Source organism: Streptomyces sp. NPDC000878, from assembly GCF_053599695.1.
Genome location: NZ_JBSFMT010000041.1, coordinates 1 through 16030 on the forward strand (window position 1 = coordinate 1; position 16030 = coordinate 16030).

A 16030-nucleotide genomic window follows, 5' to 3' on the forward strand; every position below is an offset into this window, starting at 1 on the left:
ACCGACCACGGTCAAGACCCACATCAGCAGCATTCTCGCCAAGATCGGCGCCCGCGCCCGGGTGCAGGCCGTCGTACTGCCTGCGCGCTCGCGCAGGCACCCCGGGGGAAGTGGTCAGGAGTACCAGGTGGGTTCGGGCAGTTCGCCCTCGAGGACCCAGCGGCCGACCTCGCGCCGCTTGTAGGCGACGGGGTCGTGGAGCGTGTGCGTGCGGACGTTGCGCCAGAACCGGTCGAGGCCCTCGGCGCTCGCCGTGGAGCGGGCGCCGGTCACCTCGAAGATGCGGCCCGCGATCTCCAGGGCGACATCGGTGGCGCGGGCCTTGACGGCGGCGACCCTGACCTCGAAGTCGCCGCGCGTCTTCGCGGTGACGGCATCGGGGTCGTCGTGCAGCCGCTGTCCCTCGACGGCGACGGTGTCGGCGAGCGCCTCGACCGCCCAGAGCTTGGCGGTCAGGTCGCCGTAGGTGTCGATGACGTACGGCTCGTCGACCGCCCGCTCGTGCCCGCCGTGCAGCCAGGACCGGGCCTTGGTGCGGGTGTAGCCGGCCGCGGTGTCCAGTGCGCCGCCCGCGATACCGAGGTAGAAGTTGGCGAACACCAGTTGGATGGTGGGGACGTTGAGGGTGTTGTAGGTGCGCGGCCGGAACTCCCTGTCGACGTGACCGGCGGCCGAGGACCACGGCGTACGGACCCGGTCGAGGGTGACGCCGCCGCTCTCGGTGAGGCGCTGGCCGATGTTGTCCCAGTCGTCGTGGAAGGTCAGGCCCTCGGAGTCGGAGGGCACGATCGCGAAGACATGCTGGTCGGTGCCTTCCAGGACGCCTTCGAGGACGGTGACGTCGGAGACCCTGCTGCCGGTGGAGAAGGACTTGCGGCCGGTGAAGAGGAGGTCGTCGCCGTCCTCGGTGACCACGACGTCCTTGTCGCGCGGGTTGACGGCCCCGCCGAAGAACCACTGGTTGCGGGCGGCCTCGGCCTCGACGTGCTCCCACTGTTCACGGTTGCCGACCAACCGGGCGGCCCAGTTCCAGAGGTAGTGGTAGCCGAGGAGCTGCCCGATGGAGCCGTCGGCCTTGGCGACCTCGCGGACGACCCGGTAGGCGGTGGGCCAGTCCTGGCCTCCGCCGCCGTGCTCCGTGGGGCCGAGCAGGGTGACGATGCCGGAGTCCTTGAGGAGGCGGACCTCGGCGGACGGGGTCGCGCCGGTGCGGTCGCGTTCGGCGGCGTCGGTGGCGAGGACGGCGGCCACCTCGGTGGCGCGGGCGATCCAGTCCTGGGCGGTGTGCGGAGCGGGGCGGGTCCGCCAGTCGGCGGGCGTGACGATGCTCATCTCGATGACCTCCTCAGACCTGGGCGGTGACGACGGACTCGGGCTCGGTGTCGGGCAGTTGGGCCTCCAGCTCACGTACGAGCGGCAGCACCCGCTTGCCGAAGTACTCGACCTCCTCGTGGTAGTGCAGGAAGCCGAGGAGGAGCAGGTCGACGCCGAGCTTCTTGTACGCGACGATCCGCTCGGCGATCTGCTCGGGCGTGCCGATGAGCCCCGTACGGAAGCCGTCGTTGTACTGGACGAGGTCCTCGAAGGTGGAGTCCTGCCACATGCCCTTGCCGTCGGCGGCGGACTGTCCGGCCTGTTTGACGGCGGCGCCGAAGCCCTCGACGGCCTCCCGGTCGGCGTTCGCGACGATCTCGCGGAGCGTGTCGCGGGCCTCGGCCTCGGTGTCACGGGCGATCAGGAAGCCGTTGAGGCCGAACTTCGGTGCGCGGCGGCCGACTTGGGCGGCCGATGCCCGTACGTCGGCGATCTGCTCGACGACCCCGTCGAAGTCCTTGCCGTTGGAGAAGTACCAGTCGGAGACCCGGCCGGCCATGGCGCGGGCGGCGGTGGAGTTGCCGCCCTGGAAGATCTCGGGGTGCGGGCGCTCGGGCGTGTTGAGGGGCTTGGGCTTGAGGGAGAAGTCGCGCAACCGGTAGAAGTCACCGGCGAGTTCGGTGTGGTCCTCGGTCCAGATCTGGCGCAGCGCCTGAATGAACTCCTCGGAGCGGCGGATGGGGGTCCCCCCGGTTCGAGCGAAGCCGAGAACTGGGGGAGCTCGTCGTGCTCCAGCCAGGGCTCGCCGAGGGCGGTGAACTCGCCCTTGAACCAGCCGGAGACGACGTTCACGGCGAAGCGGCCGTTGGACAGGTGGTCGGCGGTGGCGCCGAGTTTGGCGAGGACACCCGGGTGCCAGAGGCCGGGGTGGACGGCGGCGATGACCTTCAGGCGCTGGGTGGCCAGGAGCAGGGCGAGGCTGAAGCTGGTCGACTCGTGCTGGAACTCGGCGCCGTAGCTGGCCATGTAGCGGACCTGGCTGAGCGCGTACTCGAAACCGTTGTTCTCGGCGAGGACGGCGAGTTCACGGTTGAAGTCGTAACCCCAGTCGGTGCGCTGCTCGATCTTGCTGGTGACGAGTCCACCACTGACATTGGGGACCCAGTAGGCGAATTTCACGGGCTCTGCGGGAACGGCCTCTGCGGGCATGCGGAACTCCTGTTGCGGAATGCGTTTCCGGGCACGCCAATTCCGGCCGGAACGAAATCCGGCAAGATGCCAGGCGGTTGCGGAAAGGACGCGGCGGATCGGGACGGGGATCAGGCCGCGGAACAACAGGAGGCGCTGGAGACGCGCGCGAGGTCGACGTGGCGTCGCCGCGTGAGGTCCAGTCGCATCTTCATGCCATCGATCGTGACAGTCACCGAAGAGAGCAGTCAAGGAAAACCCGACCGGTCTCGTATCGCGGACCACCTGATTTCACGAAGGCGTGACAGGGAAACCCTTGAACGGGCCCCTCGGACGCCCGCATTCTGCTGCGGTGCGTACAGAACAGCTGGAATACATCGCGGCCGTCACCCGGCTCGGTTCGCTGCGCCGGGCGGCCGAGGAACTGCGCCTCTCCCAGCCCGCGTTGAGCGAGACCGTGCGCAATCTGGAGCGGGAACTCGGGGTCGACCTGCTGGAGCGCAAACGGTCCGGGGCGACGATGAGCACGGAGGGCCGGGAGCTGCTGCCGCACATCGTCAACGTGCTGGACGCGGTGGACCGGCTCAGAGCGGCGGCGGGCGAGCAGCACCGCATCAGCCGCATGGTGCGCGTCGGCACGGTGAACGCGGCGACCGTGCCGTTGCTCATCCCGGCCGTCCGGGAGTTCCGCGCGGCGCACGAGCTGACGCAGGTGGAGGTGGTGGACGTACAGCAGGCGGAGATCCACCGGGGGCTCACGGAGGGCGGTTTCGATCTCGGCCTGGTGAACCAGCTGGAGGGTGACGACGTGCCCGCCGGCTTCGAGAGCACCGAGTTGCTGCGCGGGCGTCCCGTGGTGTGCGTACGTCCGGACAGTCCCCTCGCGGCCCGGGAGACGGTGTCGGTGGCCGATCTGCTCGCCGGGCCGCTGATCGCGATGCGCGCCGGGTATGTCATGCACCGCTATCTGCACCGGCTGCTGGGCGGGGACGGCGCGGCGTTCGCGTACTCCACGGACGGCGCCGAGATGGGCAAGCTGATGGTCGCGGAGGGGCTCGGGGCGACGGTACTGCCCGACTTCAGCGTGATCGGCGACCCGCTGGAGCGGTCCGGCGTCCTCACCTACCGGCCGATCGCGGAGGACGACACGACCCAGGTGCTGCTGACGCTCCGGCGGCGCCGTGCCGAGTCCGTGCCGCTGGCCGCGCGGGACCTGCACGAGGTGTTCGTACGCCGGGCCCGCGAGCTGGGCGGAACACTCACCGTGCGGGACGGGGCACCCAGCGTCGCCTCACTACGCATAAAGGAAAAATAAGAGCAGAATGTAGTTAGGCGGCATTTACCGCACACCGCATCAGACGCGGTCAGGCCTGCACAGTCGAAGGAGACGAGTCATGGCCAACGTCTCGCCCACCAGAGGTGACATCTCCAGCCACCCTGATGTACACGAAATGCGGGCGCGGTACGCCCGTATGCTCGGCGGTCGCGATGTGGCGCTCGTGGACGGACCGGTGTTCCTCGTCGGTCTGTACTGCGCGGCATCCCCCTGGATCCTCCACTACACGACGAGCCAGCCCCCGCTCGTGACCCACAACCTGATCATGGGCATCGCGATCGGCCTGCTGGCCCTCGGGTTCACCAACACCCCGGAGCGTATGTACGGCCTCAGCGGAGCCCTGTGCGCGATGGGTGTCTGGATGATCGTCTCGGCGTGGATCGTCGGCGACAGCCCTGACGCGGGTGTCGTGCTGAACAACATCATCATCGGCGTCCTGGCCCTGTTCCTGGGGCTGCTGAGCGCGGGCGCGACGGCGAGAAGCTCCAGCAGGACATAACCGGAAGCGGGACACAACCGGAAGCGGGCCCGGTCCTTGGAGGGGACCGGGCCGCTCGCCGTTCAGCTCACGTTGAGTGCCGTGTCGTCGACGACGAAGGACGTCTGGAGCACGGAGCCCTCCACGCCGGTGAACTTCACGGTGACCGTCTGGCCCGCGTAGGCGCTGAGGTCGAAGCTGCGCAGCGTGTAGCCGCCGGCCGCGTTCAGGTTGGAGTAGGTGGCCAGGGTCGACAGGACCGTGCCGCTGCTGTTGAGGATCTGCGGCTTCAGGGTGTCGTACGCCGTCGAGGTGGTCGTCTCGGCCGTGTCGATGTGCAGATAGAAGCTCAGGGTGGCCGCGCAGCCGGACGGGATCGTCACCGACTGGGCGAGCGTGTCGGTGTGGGCGGAGCCGTAGCCGTTCAGCCAGGCCTTGTAGGAGCCGGTACGGGCGGCCTGGCCGGAGTCGGTCGTGATGACACCGCTGGTCGCGGTCCAGGACGAACTGCCGGACTCGAAGCCGGGGTTGGCGAGCAGCTGGGCGGCGGTGCAGGTGCCGTCGCCGCCTCCGTCGTCACCGCCGTCGTCGTCGGTGGCACCGGCGAGCCAGGCCGTGGCGTTGAGGGCGAGTTCCGCGTTGGTGCCGGCGGTGTCGTTCCAGCCGTCGTACAGCGTGTTGCCGGACTGACCGGTGCCGTCGTCGATCGGGGAGCTGTCGCCCCAGAACGCGACCCGGCCGCTGCCGAAGGTGCTGGTGGCGAAGAAGGCTCCGGTGTTGCCGGAGTAACCGGTGCGGTAGACGAGGCCCTTTACCGAGGAGTTGGCGGTGGGGCTGAGCGTGGCCGTCGTACCGCTGCGGATGATGCTGCCGGTGACCGTGCCGAAGGCGCCGTTGAGGACCGGGTCCGTGCTGCTGGAGATGGCGCTCGGGTCGTCGGTGCTGACGTTGAGGGTGTCGACGGTGAAGCCGAACGGGTTGGTGCTGTCGACGCTGTTGTTGCTCATCAGGTCGTTGATGATCTCGACGGCGTCCTCGCCGTCGTTGTTGCGGTCGGCGCCGGTGTGGTCGGAGACGAGGAAGAGTCCGCCGCCGTTCTGCACGAAGGTCATCACGGCGGTCTTCTCGGCCGTGGAGAGCAGGACGTTCGGCTCGGGCAGCACGAAGGTGTCGAAGTTCTGCAGGTCAGTGGCGGCCGAGGTGCCGTAGGTGATGGTGCCGCCCGAGGCGAGCGTCTTCAGCGAGTAGTCGCCGGTCTGCTGCAGGGCGACGCCCCAGGCGGAGATCGCCCCGGTCCAGTCGGTCTCGGAGGACGGGGTGGAGTCCTGGCTCAGCGGGTCGGGCTGGCTGGTGCTGATGATCCAGTCGGCGTTGCCGGCCGTCTCCGCCTTGGAGTTGTCGAACAGGATGCGGTGCGGGGTGGCCGCCTCTGCCGGGGCGGCCGTCGACATCTGGACGGCGGCACTGGCGCCGAGCAGACCGAACACGGCGACGGCCGTGGTGACTCCGGAACCGAGTCTTCGATGCGGGGAGCTTCTGAACGAGGGCATCCGGGGAACCTCCGTCTGGGGTGGGAAGAGGTTGAAGAGGTTGTACGAGGGGGGAGTCTTCGCGCGTAGAACGACGAGCGGTCGGCTTCCACGCAACGCGAGTTTGAAATGTACATGGCACCCAGAGGGTTGACCAGGCCACCTCGGACTGTCCCGGACCGCAGCGGGCACTAGGAGGACATAGTCATTACCGGGCTTCATTACCGGCAAAAAGGGGTGGAGATGGGTATCTCCAGCATCATCGGCGCCATCATCATCGGCACGATCATCGGCATACTGGGCCGACTCGTCGTCCCGGGGCGCCAGCGCATCGGCATCCTCTGGACGATCGCGGTCGGCATCGTGGCCGCGCTCATCGGATCGGCGATCGCCGCCGGCTTCGACGTGTCCGACACGGACGGCATCGACTGGGTCGAGTGGCTCATCCAGATCGGCCTCGCAGCGTTCGGCGTGGCCGCACTGGACCGGGCGAAGGCACCGCGACGCAGCCAGGGCAGCAGGCGGCGCTGAGAATTCCATTGCGGGCACTGAGCGACGGGGACTAAACAGGCCTGGCGGAGTCCCGTGCGGTTCACCCGCGCCCCCGCAAGGGGCGCGGGAAACTGCGCGACCAGCCACGACGGACCCGCAGCCGAAGCACTGCTGCCGCTCACCGTCCTGGAGACGACTTGCCCCCACGCATCACCCGACTCACCGACCCCGACCCCGGAGCATCGAGCCGCCGACTCGTCTGGCTGGCCTCCGACCCGGACGGCACCCCGCTCGGCTGCGCCTCCCTCCGCCTGTTCACCAGGGAGGGCCAAGAGCATCTCGCCGAGCTGGAGCTGACCGTCCACCCTGCCGAGCGTCGGCAAGGGGTCGGCACAGCGCTCCTGGAGGCCGCCGTCACCGCGGCCCGCAGCGCCGGACGACGCTCACTCGTCGCGCAGGCCGAGGAGGACTCCCCCGGCGACCGCTTCCTGACGGACCGGGGTTTCCGCCGGGTGCTGACACTGACGTACGCCCGGCTGCCACTGGCCGACGCCGACCTCGCGGAGATCATCCGGCTCGCCGAACTCCCGCACCCCGGCTACCGGTTGACGTCCTGGGAGGGTACCGTGCCGCCCGAACTGGCCCGGAGCTACGCCGACTCGCGCCGCGCCATGGACGACATGCCGATGGAGGACACCGACTACGGCACGGTCGTGTGGGACGTCGACCGCGTCCTGGCGGCGGCCGAGGCGATCGCCAAGCGCGGCGACCTGCTGCACACCGTGGCCGTGCTGGACGCGGCGGACGGTTCCGTCGTCGGCTTCTCCGAGTTGGTGGTGCCGGGCGACGGCCGGGGCGACGGACAGCACTACGGCACGGCCGTCCTCCCCGAGCACCGCGGACACGGCCTCGGCCGCTGGATGAAGGCCGAGTCGATCCGCCGGGCCCGCGCACACCACCCCGGACTCACGGGGCTGCTCACCGACACGGCGAACAGCAACGCGCCGATGCTCGGCATCAACGACGAACTGGGGTACGTACCCACGCACCGGGCGGTGGAGTTCCAACTCGGCCTGTGAAGCAGCGGCCGGCGGCTCGCCCGTGCCGGTCAGCTGCCCGCCCCGCGATAGTCAGCAACCCGCCCCCGCCTCATCTCGGTCAGCGACCCTCCCGGGGTCCGCCCCCGCCACAGCGCGGGGCCCGCCCGGTGTCCGACCCGGCACGGGCCAGGGCTCGTGCCCGGCCACGGCACCGGGTCGTGGAGTCCCAGCTCGGCCCGCGAAGCCGCGACCGACGGCTCGCCCGGGTGTCGGTCGACGACCCGCCCCATGTGTCGGCCGGCGGCCCGCCCGGCGTCCGCCCCCGGCACGGGCCAGGGCCCGATGCCACGGTCATCGGACTCGGTGGCGCTGCCGCGCTCGGTGCGCCCCCCGCACCGCTCAGGGCTCGTACACGTACGGCGTTGTCGTGGTCAGTGGTTCGAAGCCGAGGCGTTCGAGGACGGGTCTGCTCTGGTGGGAGGCGTCGACCTGGAGGTAGCGGTAGCCGCGCTCCACGGCGTCGCGGGCGCGGTGGGCGACCAGGGCGCGGTAGATGCCCTTGCCGCGCCAGGTCTCGACGGTGCCGCCGCCCCACAGCCCGGCGAACCGGGTCCCGGGTACGAGTTCCATGCGGGCGGCGCTCACCGGCTCCTCGCCGGCCAGCGCCACGACGGCCGTGACGGTGTCCGGGTCATCGGTGAGCCGGGCGAGCAGTTGGCGCCGCAGTCGGGAGCTGTCGGTTCCGAAGGCCTTCTCGTGCACGTCGGCCACGAGGTCGACGCCTGCCCGGTCGGTCACCGGAACGAGACGGATGCCCTCGGGCGGCTCGGTGTCGAAGGTCAGCGCGGAGACCTCGCCGATCATCAGCGTCTCCTCGGGTTCGGGCGTGAACCCCGCTGTCCGCAGCCGGTGTCCCAGGTCGATGGGGAGGTCGTGGCCGTAGAGCTTCCACTCGAACCCGCGTCCGAGGGCGGTGTAGTGGCGGATCTGCTCGGCGATCGCCTCATCGGCGCTGTCCGCGTCGAGGTCGGACCAGACCACCCCGTTCCAGCCCTGGGCATCGGCGACCTGGCGCACCACCCCGCCCACCCGTTCGATCCGGGCGCCTGGCCCGTCGGGCTGTGCCCCTTCGCGCATGTCCCGGTCGTAAAGGGCGAGCACACCTACATGATCCATGCCGTAACTCCAGCACCCCTGTGCGGCAAGCGCAACGGTATTGGCGCCTGGGATACGTCACCCTTCCGATCATTCGCGCATGCGAAGCATATTGCTGCTTTCTGCGCCGCCACGGTGACATCCGGTGATCACCGGGCCGTCCCGCCCGCACGGACGTACCCTGCACCCTGAAACCGCACCGCGAGGAGGCCCGGTCAGCCATGGTGAAGAGCGACGAACTGCCCTATCTGCGCCGCTGCGTGGAGCTGGCCGCCGAGGCCCTGGCGGCCGGCGACGAGCCCTTCGGTTCCGTCCTGGTGGGCGAGGAGGGCGCCGTACTGGCGGAGGACCACAACCGGGTGGCGTCCGGCGACCGCACCCGCCACCCGGAGTTCGAGCTGGCCCGCTGGTCCGCCGCCCATCTGACCCCGGAGCAGCGGGCGGCGGCCACCGTCTACACCTCCGGCGAGCACTGCCCGATGTGCGCCGCCGCACACGCCTGGGTGGGCCTCGGACGGATCGTGTACGTCGCCTCGTCCGAGCAACTGACCGCCTGGCTAGGCGAGTTGGGCGTCCCCACAGCCCCGGTACGGCCCCTGCCGGTCAACGAGATCGCGCCCGGGGTGACGGTCGAGGGCCCGGTGCCGGAACTGGCCGAGGACGTGCGCGAGTTGCACCGCCGGTTCTACGCAGGGGCACCCCAACAGGGCTGACCTGTACGGGAGTTCACCGCTACCCGAGTTCGAGTGTGGTCACCCCGAAGACCCTCTCCCCCGCGAACTCCCGCACGGGGCCCGTGTACATGCGTGCCGTCTCGAAGGACGGGACGAAACCCGCCTCCTCCGCCAGCGCGACGGCGGCCGAGTTCGGCTCGGGGACGTCGATCGCGACCTCCGTCCCGGCCGCGTCGGCGGTCAGCGCGGCGAACAGCGCCCGGGCGTCGTCGGCGGTGTCGGCGAACAGCGGGCCGATCCGGGGCGCGTCACGGCCGGGGCGGACGACTCCGTAGCCGGTGACGGACCCGTTCCCGGCGCGGTTGCCGTCGGCCACGCGTACGAAGGCCCGATGCCCCGGGGCCGTCAGCCAGTACTCCAGGAAGCGGGGCCGGTCGGCGGGGGTGCACAGGGCGTCGTAGGCCGTGATCGCCGCCAGATCCTCCCGCCGTACGGGACGTACGCCCGCCGGGGTGTCGGCGGCGGGGACGGTTCCGGTGTACCGGACGGCGCGGTAGGCGGGTTCGAAGCCGGAGCGGCGGTAGTTGTCCTGCTGGGCGACCACTCCGTCGAGGCCGACCGTGCGGGTGCCGTCGTGGGCCAGCGCGGTCTTCCAGGTGGTGATCCCGTAGCCCCGGCCGCGTACGTCGGGACGGACGAGATAGAAACCCAAAAAGGCGTACGCGTCACCGTAGTTGACGACCGAGATCGCCGAGACGGACTCCCCGCCGATCCTGCCGATGAAGAAGCCCTCAGGGTCCTGGGCGAAGAACCCGGCGGTGTCCGACAGCCCCGGGTTCCAGCCCTCGTCGCCCGCCCATCCGGTGACCACCGGCCAGTCCTCGGGCGTGGCCCGGGTGACGAGGAGGTCTTCGGGGCCCGGAGAGATCGGGCCGGCGGAGGTGGTCATGGGTGTGCTCCGTTCCGTTCCATCGGGGGATGCGGCCCCCGTCCGGCCACAGCTCTCTGCCACGACTCTCGGCCATGGCTCTCGGCTGGGGTGCGACCACCCAGCGTAACCGTCGCCCGCGCCCGGCCGCCGGGAGGCGAGCCCCTGGTGGCCCGCATATCGTGTTCGAGGGCGCCGTCCCGGCCCGCAGCCGGGACCCCGCCTCTGGAGGCATTCATGCGGTCCGCGTACCGACGCCGGGCGCTCGCCTCGGCCGCGACACTCGCCCTGCTGGGGGCGGGCTCGCCGACGGTGGCCACGGCGGACGACAAGCCCGGCCTGTCCCGCTTCTACGACCAGAAGATCGACTGGTCGGCCTGCGCCGTCGGAGCCCTGTACGAGCCGCCGACGGACGACCTCCAGTGCGGCAAGGTCACCGTCCCGCTCGACTACGCGAAGCCCGACGGCGACACCCTCGAACTGGCGATGGCCCGGTACCGGGCGACCGGCAAGTCCCGGGGTTCCGTGCTGCTGAACTTCGGCGGTCCCGGCGGCCCGGGCGTCAGCCAACTCGCTTATGACGGCAAGGACTTCATGAGCCTGACGAACGGCTACGACGTGGTCACCTTCGACCCGCGCGGGGTCGGCAGATCCTCCCCCGTCAGCTGCGGCGAAGGCACGGACACGGCCGCGGACGTCGAGGTGACCGGTGGCGAGGCCGGCGACAATCCGCGTGCCGTCCTCGAACAGCTGCGCAAGGCGGCCCAGGCATGCGCCAGGCACTCCGGACCCGTCCTGCGGCACATCGGCACCGTGAACGCCTCACGCGACCTCGACGTGATGCGCCAGGCTCTCGGCGACAAGAAGCTCAACTACCTCGGTTTCTCGTACGGGACCCGGCTCGGCGCGGTGTACGCGACCCAGTTCCCCAAGAAGGTGGGCCGGTTCGTCCTCGACGGCGTCGACACCCTCACCGAGTCGCTCGCCGAGCAGGGACTGGCGGGCGCCGCCGGGCAGCAGACCGCGCTGGAGGCCTTCCTCACCTGGTGCGTGATCGACATCGCCTGCCCGTTCGGACAGGACGTGCGCGTCGCCCGCCAACGGGTCGTCGACCTGGTGGACTCCCTCGACGAGGACCCGGTGCCGACCGGCTACGGCGACCGTTTCTCCGGTCAGGATCTGGTGGGCGCCATCGGCCAGGGGCTCTACAGCAAGCGGATGTGGCCGCCGCTGGAGCGGGCCCTCGCCGGGCTGGTCGAGGACGGTGACGCGAGAGGGGTCATGGCCTTCGCCGGCCGAGGCGTCGCCGTTCCCCCGAGGCTGACCCCCGCGCGCGAGAACCCCGTGCGGCAGAACCTCGTACAGCAAGACCCCGTACCGCAGAGCCCCTCGCCGGACTCCGACGGGCATCTCGTCGACGAGGTGGAGGTGCCCATCGACAACCTCCCCGCCGCGCTGATGGCGATCAACTGCGCGGACGACCCCGACCGCCCCACCGCGGCCCGGATCACCAAGGATCTCGCCGCCCTGCGCGCCTCCTACGAGAAGGCCTCCCCGGTGTTCGGCAGCTACCGGCTCACCGAGGTCCTGACGTGCTACGGCCGGCCCAGGGGCACGGACTTCATCCGCACCGAGGTCCGGGACGTCGACACCCCGAAGATGCTCCTGGTGGGCACGCGCGGCGACCCGGCCACGCCGTACCGCTGGACCACGGAGACGGCCGAGCGGCTGGGCTCGGCGGCGGTCGTCCTCGACAACAAGGGCGAGGGCCACACCGGGTACGCGTCCTCGAAGTGCGTGCACCGCAAGGTCGACGCCTTCCTGCTGTACGGCTCCCTCCCGGCCGACGGCAGCTCCTGCGGCGCGGACGAGGCCGGCTGAGGCCCCCTCACTGCTCCCTGCCCTCACCGCCCGCCGAAGGGGCGCCCAGGAGGTCGGAGAGGCCACGGTCGACGGCGTCGCCGAGGTCCTCCCTCCCGGCCGCCACGACGGCGAACGTACGGAGCAGGAAACGGCGCAGCGCAGGGGTGTCGAACTGGAGCAGGGCCAGGCCGTGCGGCGAGTGCAGCTCCAGGACCGTCCGTGCGGGCCCGCACGGCCAGATGTGGACGTCGCCGCCGCCTGCGGGCCGTCGTACGCCTTCCTCCAGGAGGCTCCGGGCGAAGGTCCAGCTCACCCCCTCGCCGTCGAGGGCGGCCTCCGCCGGGAAGTCGATGTGCACGGCCAAGGGGTCGGTCGATGCGTAGCGGAGCGTGGCACGGACGGGAAGCTCCTGTTCCTCCGAGGTGATCAGGCGTGCGCGCGCGGGCTGTTCGAGGGTGACGTCCATGGCAGTCTCCGCTCCGGTTCGGGCCGACGATGGTGATGCCGACGCGTTGTGCCGACGTGGTGTTACGACCCCGAAATGGCCTCTTCGATTACGCGGAATCCGCAGCTTTTATTGTGAGCTGCATCACTAACTGGCGTGGTTTTCCGTGGGGATCGTGAACCGACGGGCGATTCGGGGGCAACCTGACCCTGCGCCCCGGCACCACATGGCCGCACATCGCACAAACGGTCGTCGAACACGCGAGTGAATGAGTTGCCACTCATCTCCATCGATCCATCAAGTCGCGTACCCCGACTACGACTTGGCACACCGGACGCGTACCGTTTTTGCCCCAGGAAAACCGTCCGAGAAGACTGTGGCATATGCCAGAAGCACCACCGTATCGGGTGTTGCCAAATCCCTTACAGGGCGTCGCAGGCTGTGCAAGAGTCGTAACCGGTCCTTCCGTCAGCCTTGGTCGTACCGTCCCTTCATCGGAGTGCGTCATGCCGCCCCATCTCTCCGCGGACCGCCCAGCCGCCCAGCCGCCCGCGCGCGGCTCGGTCGACGCGCTCATCACACAGGCGCGACAGCTCAAGGGCGACGTGGACGCCGTACGACGGGACACACCTGCCGACGGTTCGGACCCGCAGGAACGCTGGCAGCGCGCGCTGTACGACCTGGCACTGCATCAACTCAACGACCTCGACGAGCACTTGGCCCAGCTGCGGGACGGACCGCAGCCCCTGCCCGAGGATCCCGTGGCCGCCGAGGCGGTGCCCGCCCTGCGAGCCGTGCCGACCGCTCCCCGGCACGACTCGCTCCTGAGCCGGGTCGGCAGCGCGGAGTGGAACCTCCTTACGGACGAGGCCAGTTGGTCCGGTGAGCTGTACGAGATCCTCGGCCGGGACCCGGACGCGGACCCGCTCACCCTCGACGAGCTGCCCTCCCTGGTCCTCGACGAGGACCGGCGAAGGCTCACCGCGATGGTCACGGACTGTCTGATCGACGCCAAGCCCATCGACGGCGAGTTCCGCGTCGTGCGGCCCGACGGCGGCGTACGGACCGTGCACATGATGGGCGAGCCCGTGCTCGACGCCGACGGCAGCACCGCCTCCATGTGGGCCGTGCTGCGGGACGTCAGCGAACTGCGCCGCAGCCAGCGGACGGTGAGCGAGACCCGTGACTCGTTGCAGCGTCACCGGCACCACGCGCAGTCCGAGCGCCGGCTCGCGGTCGAGTTGCAGGAGGCTGTGCTGCCGCCGTGGCGCGGCTCCCTGCGACTCCCGCGCCAGGGACCCCAGGCCCTGGACCTGGCCGCCCACTACCTCCCCTCCTCGACAAGCGCCCTGATCGGCGGCGACTGGTACGACGCGCTCGAACTGGCCGACGGCGACACGCTGTTGAGCGTCGGCGACCTCACCGGGCACGGGGTGACCGTGACTTCGGGCATGGCGATGCTGCTGGGGGCGCTGCGCGGCATGGCCGTGGCGGGCACCCAGCCGGGCCAGCTCATGTCCTGGCTCAACCAGTTGCTCGACGCGTCCGTCCAGCCGGCCCTGGGCAGCGCGATCTGCTGCCGCTACCGGCCGGAGACCCGCACCCTCACCTGGGCGCAGGCAGGACACCCCGCCCCGCTGCTGTTCCGCGACGGGACGGGGCGCATGCTGAACCCACCGAGCGGCGTCCTGCTCGGCGCGACCTCGGGCGCTGTCTACGGACAGGCCGAGGAGACCCTGGAGCCGGGCGATGTGCTCCTCCTGCACACCGACGGACTGGTGCCCGGGCGCAGGGAAGGTACCGCCGTCGCACACCGCCTGCTCGAACTGGCCCCGCGCTTCGGCGAGGCACGGACCGCGCAGGACTGCGTACGGGCGGTGGTGGAGGAGTTCGGCGAGGCCGAGCGGGAGGACGACGCCTGCGTACTCGTCGCCAGAGTGGCCCCGTAGAACCTGTCGTCGGGGTAGGACTGCCAGGGCAGAACTGCCGGGATAGGACTGCCGGGCAGGCTAGACCCGCCCGGTGTCGTTGCCGCCCCTTCCTCTCGTCTGCTTCGGCAGCGACAGTTTGATCTCCTCGCGGAGTTCGTTGATCTTCGGATAGCTGGAGTACTCGGCGGTGAGCCGGTACATCTCGCGCAGCCGGTCCCAGGTGCGGTGGGAGGAGTTCGAGCCCATCGACACCAGCGCCAACCGCGCGTAGTTGGCCGCCTGTTCGGGGTCGTCGGCGATGAAGCAGGCGGAGGCCATGGACAGGAAGTCGAAGATCTTCGACCGCTGGCGGCCGTCGACCCGCAGTTCCAGGGCCTTCTCCGCGTAGTACTGGGCGTGCACGGCCGCGGCCGGTTCGTGCTCGGCCAGGGTGCGGTAGGCCAGGGCCTGCATGCCGTACAGGTCCTCCGCCTTGAACATCTGCATCCAGCTCGGCGGCGGCACATCACCCTTGTCGGAGACGAAGAGATCCTCCGCCTGGCCAAGGGTGCGGCGCATCGCCTGGCCGTGCCCCATCGACGCCTGTGCCCAGGCCTCGACGGTGTACAGCATGGCCTTGGTGCGGGGCAGAGTCTCCTCGCCCGAACCGGAGTTGGCGAGCTTCATGAGGTCGAGCGCGTCGTCGGGCCGCCCCAGGTGCACCATCTGGCGGGCCGCCCGGGAGAGCGCCTCCCCGGCGCGCGGCCGGTCGCCGCCCTCCCGGGCCGCGTGGGCGGCGATGACGAAGTACTTCTGGGCCGTGGGTTCCAGGCCGACGTCGTGCGACATCCAGCCGGCGAGGACGGCGAGGTTGGCGGCGACGCCCCACAGGCGCCGTTGGAGAGGTTCGGGGTGCCGGTAGGCGAGCATGCCGCCCACCTCGTTGAGCTGACCCACCACTGCCTTGCGCTGGAGCCCGCCGCCGCGGGCGGCGTCCCAGGCCCGGAACACCTCGACCGCGCGTTCCAGTTCCTCGATCTCCTGCCACCCGATGGGGGCGGCCTCGTACCGGTCGAAACCGGCGGGATCGGCGTGCAGGGGGTTGTCGAGGTCGGGAGCGTCGGCGGAGAGAGTCGGGTCGGTGTGCAGCCAGTCGTGCATGGCACTGCTGAGTGCGGAGCCTGCGGTGAGCGCGACGCCCGCACCCACCAAGCCGCGTCGGTTGAGCATGAGGTCCATTCCCGTGAATTCGGTGAGGACCGCGGCAGTCCGATCGGGCGTCCACGGCACGCCGTCGGGAGCTTCCGCACTCCCGGCGCCCGGCCGTTTCCCCACACGCCCGTGCCGGACCAGACCTAAGTCCTCTATGGTCACGACACGGCCGAGACGCTCGGTGAACAGGGCAGCCAGTACACGCGGCACCGGATCGCGCGGGATCTCTCCCGTGTCGATCCACCGCCGCACCCGCGAGGTGTCGGTCGCCAGCTGGGGGTGGCCCATGGCCGCCGCCTGCCGGTTGACCAGTCGCGCGAGTTCGCCCTTGGACCAGCCGGTCAGGCCGAACAGGTCCGTCAGACGAGTGTTGGGTTGTCCGCTCACGTCAAGCCCCCAGGTTCTCGGCTGAGTTGACAGTAACCGTCTGTCAGTTGCTGAGCGACTATTCGCCAGGGTTCGCCAG

15 protein-coding genes and 1 pseudogene are annotated in these 16030 nt (G+C 70.3%); 8 read left to right on the forward strand and 8 right to left on the reverse strand.

The genetic code is table 11. The features are described 5' to 3' along the window. On the forward strand, nt 1-184 hold a 184-nt coding region (locus ACWDR4_RS30130), incomplete at its 5' end, for a LuxR C-terminal-related transcriptional regulator (protein ID WP_450413250.1). Here the strand turns inward: ACWDR4_RS30130 and ACWDR4_RS30135 are convergent. From ACWDR4_RS30135 to ACWDR4_RS30145, 3 genes and pseudogenes are all read right to left on the reverse strand, one after another. Continuing rightward, nucleotides 115-1332, reverse strand: a complete 1218-nt coding sequence (locus ACWDR4_RS30135; protein WP_450413251.1) for an acyl-CoA dehydrogenase family protein — start codon at nt 1330-1332, stop codon at nt 115-117. The two genes, ACWDR4_RS30130 and ACWDR4_RS30135, sit on opposite strands and share 70 nt — an antisense overlap. Nucleotides 1333-1345: 13 nt before the next feature. Next, nucleotides 1346-2523, reverse strand: a pseudogene (gene sfnG, locus ACWDR4_RS30140) (dimethylsulfone monooxygenase SfnG). Between the two features lie 110 nt (nt 2524-2633). Then, entirely contained in the window at nt 2634-2717 is an 84-nt protein-coding gene (locus ACWDR4_RS30145; RefSeq protein ID WP_351532065.1) for a putative leader peptide, read from the reverse strand. Between the two features lie 137 nt (nt 2718-2854). Here ACWDR4_RS30145 and ACWDR4_RS30150 point away from each other — a divergent pair, with 137 nt between their 5' ends. Next, nucleotides 2855-3817: a LysR family transcriptional regulator gene (locus ACWDR4_RS30150; RefSeq protein WP_450413252.1), complete on the forward strand. Its 963-nt coding sequence runs from the start codon at nt 2855-2857 to the stop codon at nt 3815-3817. A 79-nt stretch (nt 3818-3896) separates the two neighbouring features. Then, a complete protein-coding gene (locus ACWDR4_RS30155; protein WP_450413253.1) occupies nt 3897-4337 on the forward strand; it encodes an SPW repeat protein in 441 nt (146 codons plus the stop codon). 62 nt (nt 4338-4399) lie between these two features. Here the strand turns inward: ACWDR4_RS30155 and ACWDR4_RS30160 are convergent, their stop codons facing one another. Beyond that, the gene (locus ACWDR4_RS30160) at nt 4400-5866 is read right to left on the reverse strand and encodes a hydrolase (RefSeq protein WP_450413254.1); all 1467 of its coding nucleotides are present in this window, start codon (nt 5864-5866) and stop codon (nt 4400-4402) included. Between the two features lie 222 nt (nt 5867-6088). On the opposite strand from ACWDR4_RS30160, the gene ACWDR4_RS30165 reads away from it, so the two are divergent. Continuing rightward, on the forward strand, nt 6089-6376 hold the full coding sequence (locus ACWDR4_RS30165) for a GlsB/YeaQ/YmgE family stress response membrane protein (protein ID WP_450413255.1): 288 nt from the start codon (nt 6089-6091) through the stop codon (nt 6374-6376). A 158-nt stretch (nt 6377-6534) separates the two neighbouring features. Then, nucleotides 6535-7416, forward strand: coding sequence for an N-acetyltransferase family protein (locus ACWDR4_RS30170; RefSeq protein ID WP_450413256.1), 882 nt, complete (start codon nt 6535-6537; stop codon nt 7414-7416). 360 nt (nt 7417-7776) lie between these two features. On the opposite strand, the gene ACWDR4_RS30175 is transcribed toward ACWDR4_RS30170, so the two are convergent. Then, nucleotides 7777-8553, reverse strand: a complete 777-nt coding sequence (locus ACWDR4_RS30175) for a GNAT family N-acetyltransferase (RefSeq protein ID WP_450413257.1) — start codon at nt 8551-8553, stop codon at nt 7777-7779. A 200-nt stretch (nt 8554-8753) separates the two neighbouring features. Between ACWDR4_RS30175 and ACWDR4_RS30180 the strand changes: the two genes are divergently transcribed. Continuing rightward, complete coding sequence (locus ACWDR4_RS30180) at nt 8754-9245, forward strand: nucleoside deaminase (RefSeq protein WP_450413258.1); 492 nt, start codon at nt 8754-8756, stop codon at nt 9243-9245. Between the two features lie 19 nt (nt 9246-9264). On the opposite strand, the gene ACWDR4_RS30185 is transcribed toward ACWDR4_RS30180, so the two are convergent. Beyond that, on the reverse strand, nt 9265-10155 hold the full coding sequence (locus ACWDR4_RS30185) for a GNAT family N-acetyltransferase (RefSeq protein WP_450413259.1): 891 nt from the start codon (nt 10153-10155) through the stop codon (nt 9265-9267). Nucleotides 10156-10371: 216 nt separating this feature from the next. Here ACWDR4_RS30185 and ACWDR4_RS30190 point away from each other — a divergent pair, with 216 nt between their 5' ends. Continuing rightward, nucleotides 10372-12015, forward strand: a complete 1644-nt coding sequence (locus ACWDR4_RS30190; RefSeq protein ID WP_450413260.1) for an alpha/beta hydrolase — start codon at nt 10372-10374, stop codon at nt 12013-12015. Between the two features lie 7 nt (nt 12016-12022). Here the strand turns inward: ACWDR4_RS30190 and ACWDR4_RS30195 are convergent, their stop codons facing one another. Further along, entirely contained in the window at nt 12023-12463 is a 441-nt protein-coding gene (locus tag ACWDR4_RS30195) for an SsgA family sporulation/cell division regulator (protein ID WP_369031721.1), read from the reverse strand. Nucleotides 12464-12948: 485 nt separating this feature from the next. On the opposite strand from ACWDR4_RS30195, the gene ACWDR4_RS30200 reads away from it, so the two are divergent. Then, nucleotides 12949-14391, forward strand: a complete 1443-nt coding sequence (locus ACWDR4_RS30200) for a PP2C family protein-serine/threonine phosphatase (protein WP_450413261.1) — start codon at nt 12949-12951, stop codon at nt 14389-14391. Nucleotides 14392-14451: 60 nt separating this feature from the next. Here ACWDR4_RS30200 and ACWDR4_RS30205 read toward each other — a convergent pair whose 3' ends face one another. Then, nucleotides 14452-15951, reverse strand: coding sequence for a DNA-binding protein NsdB (locus tag ACWDR4_RS30205; protein ID WP_450413262.1), 1500 nt, complete (start codon nt 15949-15951; stop codon nt 14452-14454). Between the last annotated feature and the right edge of the window lie 79 nt (nt 15952-16030).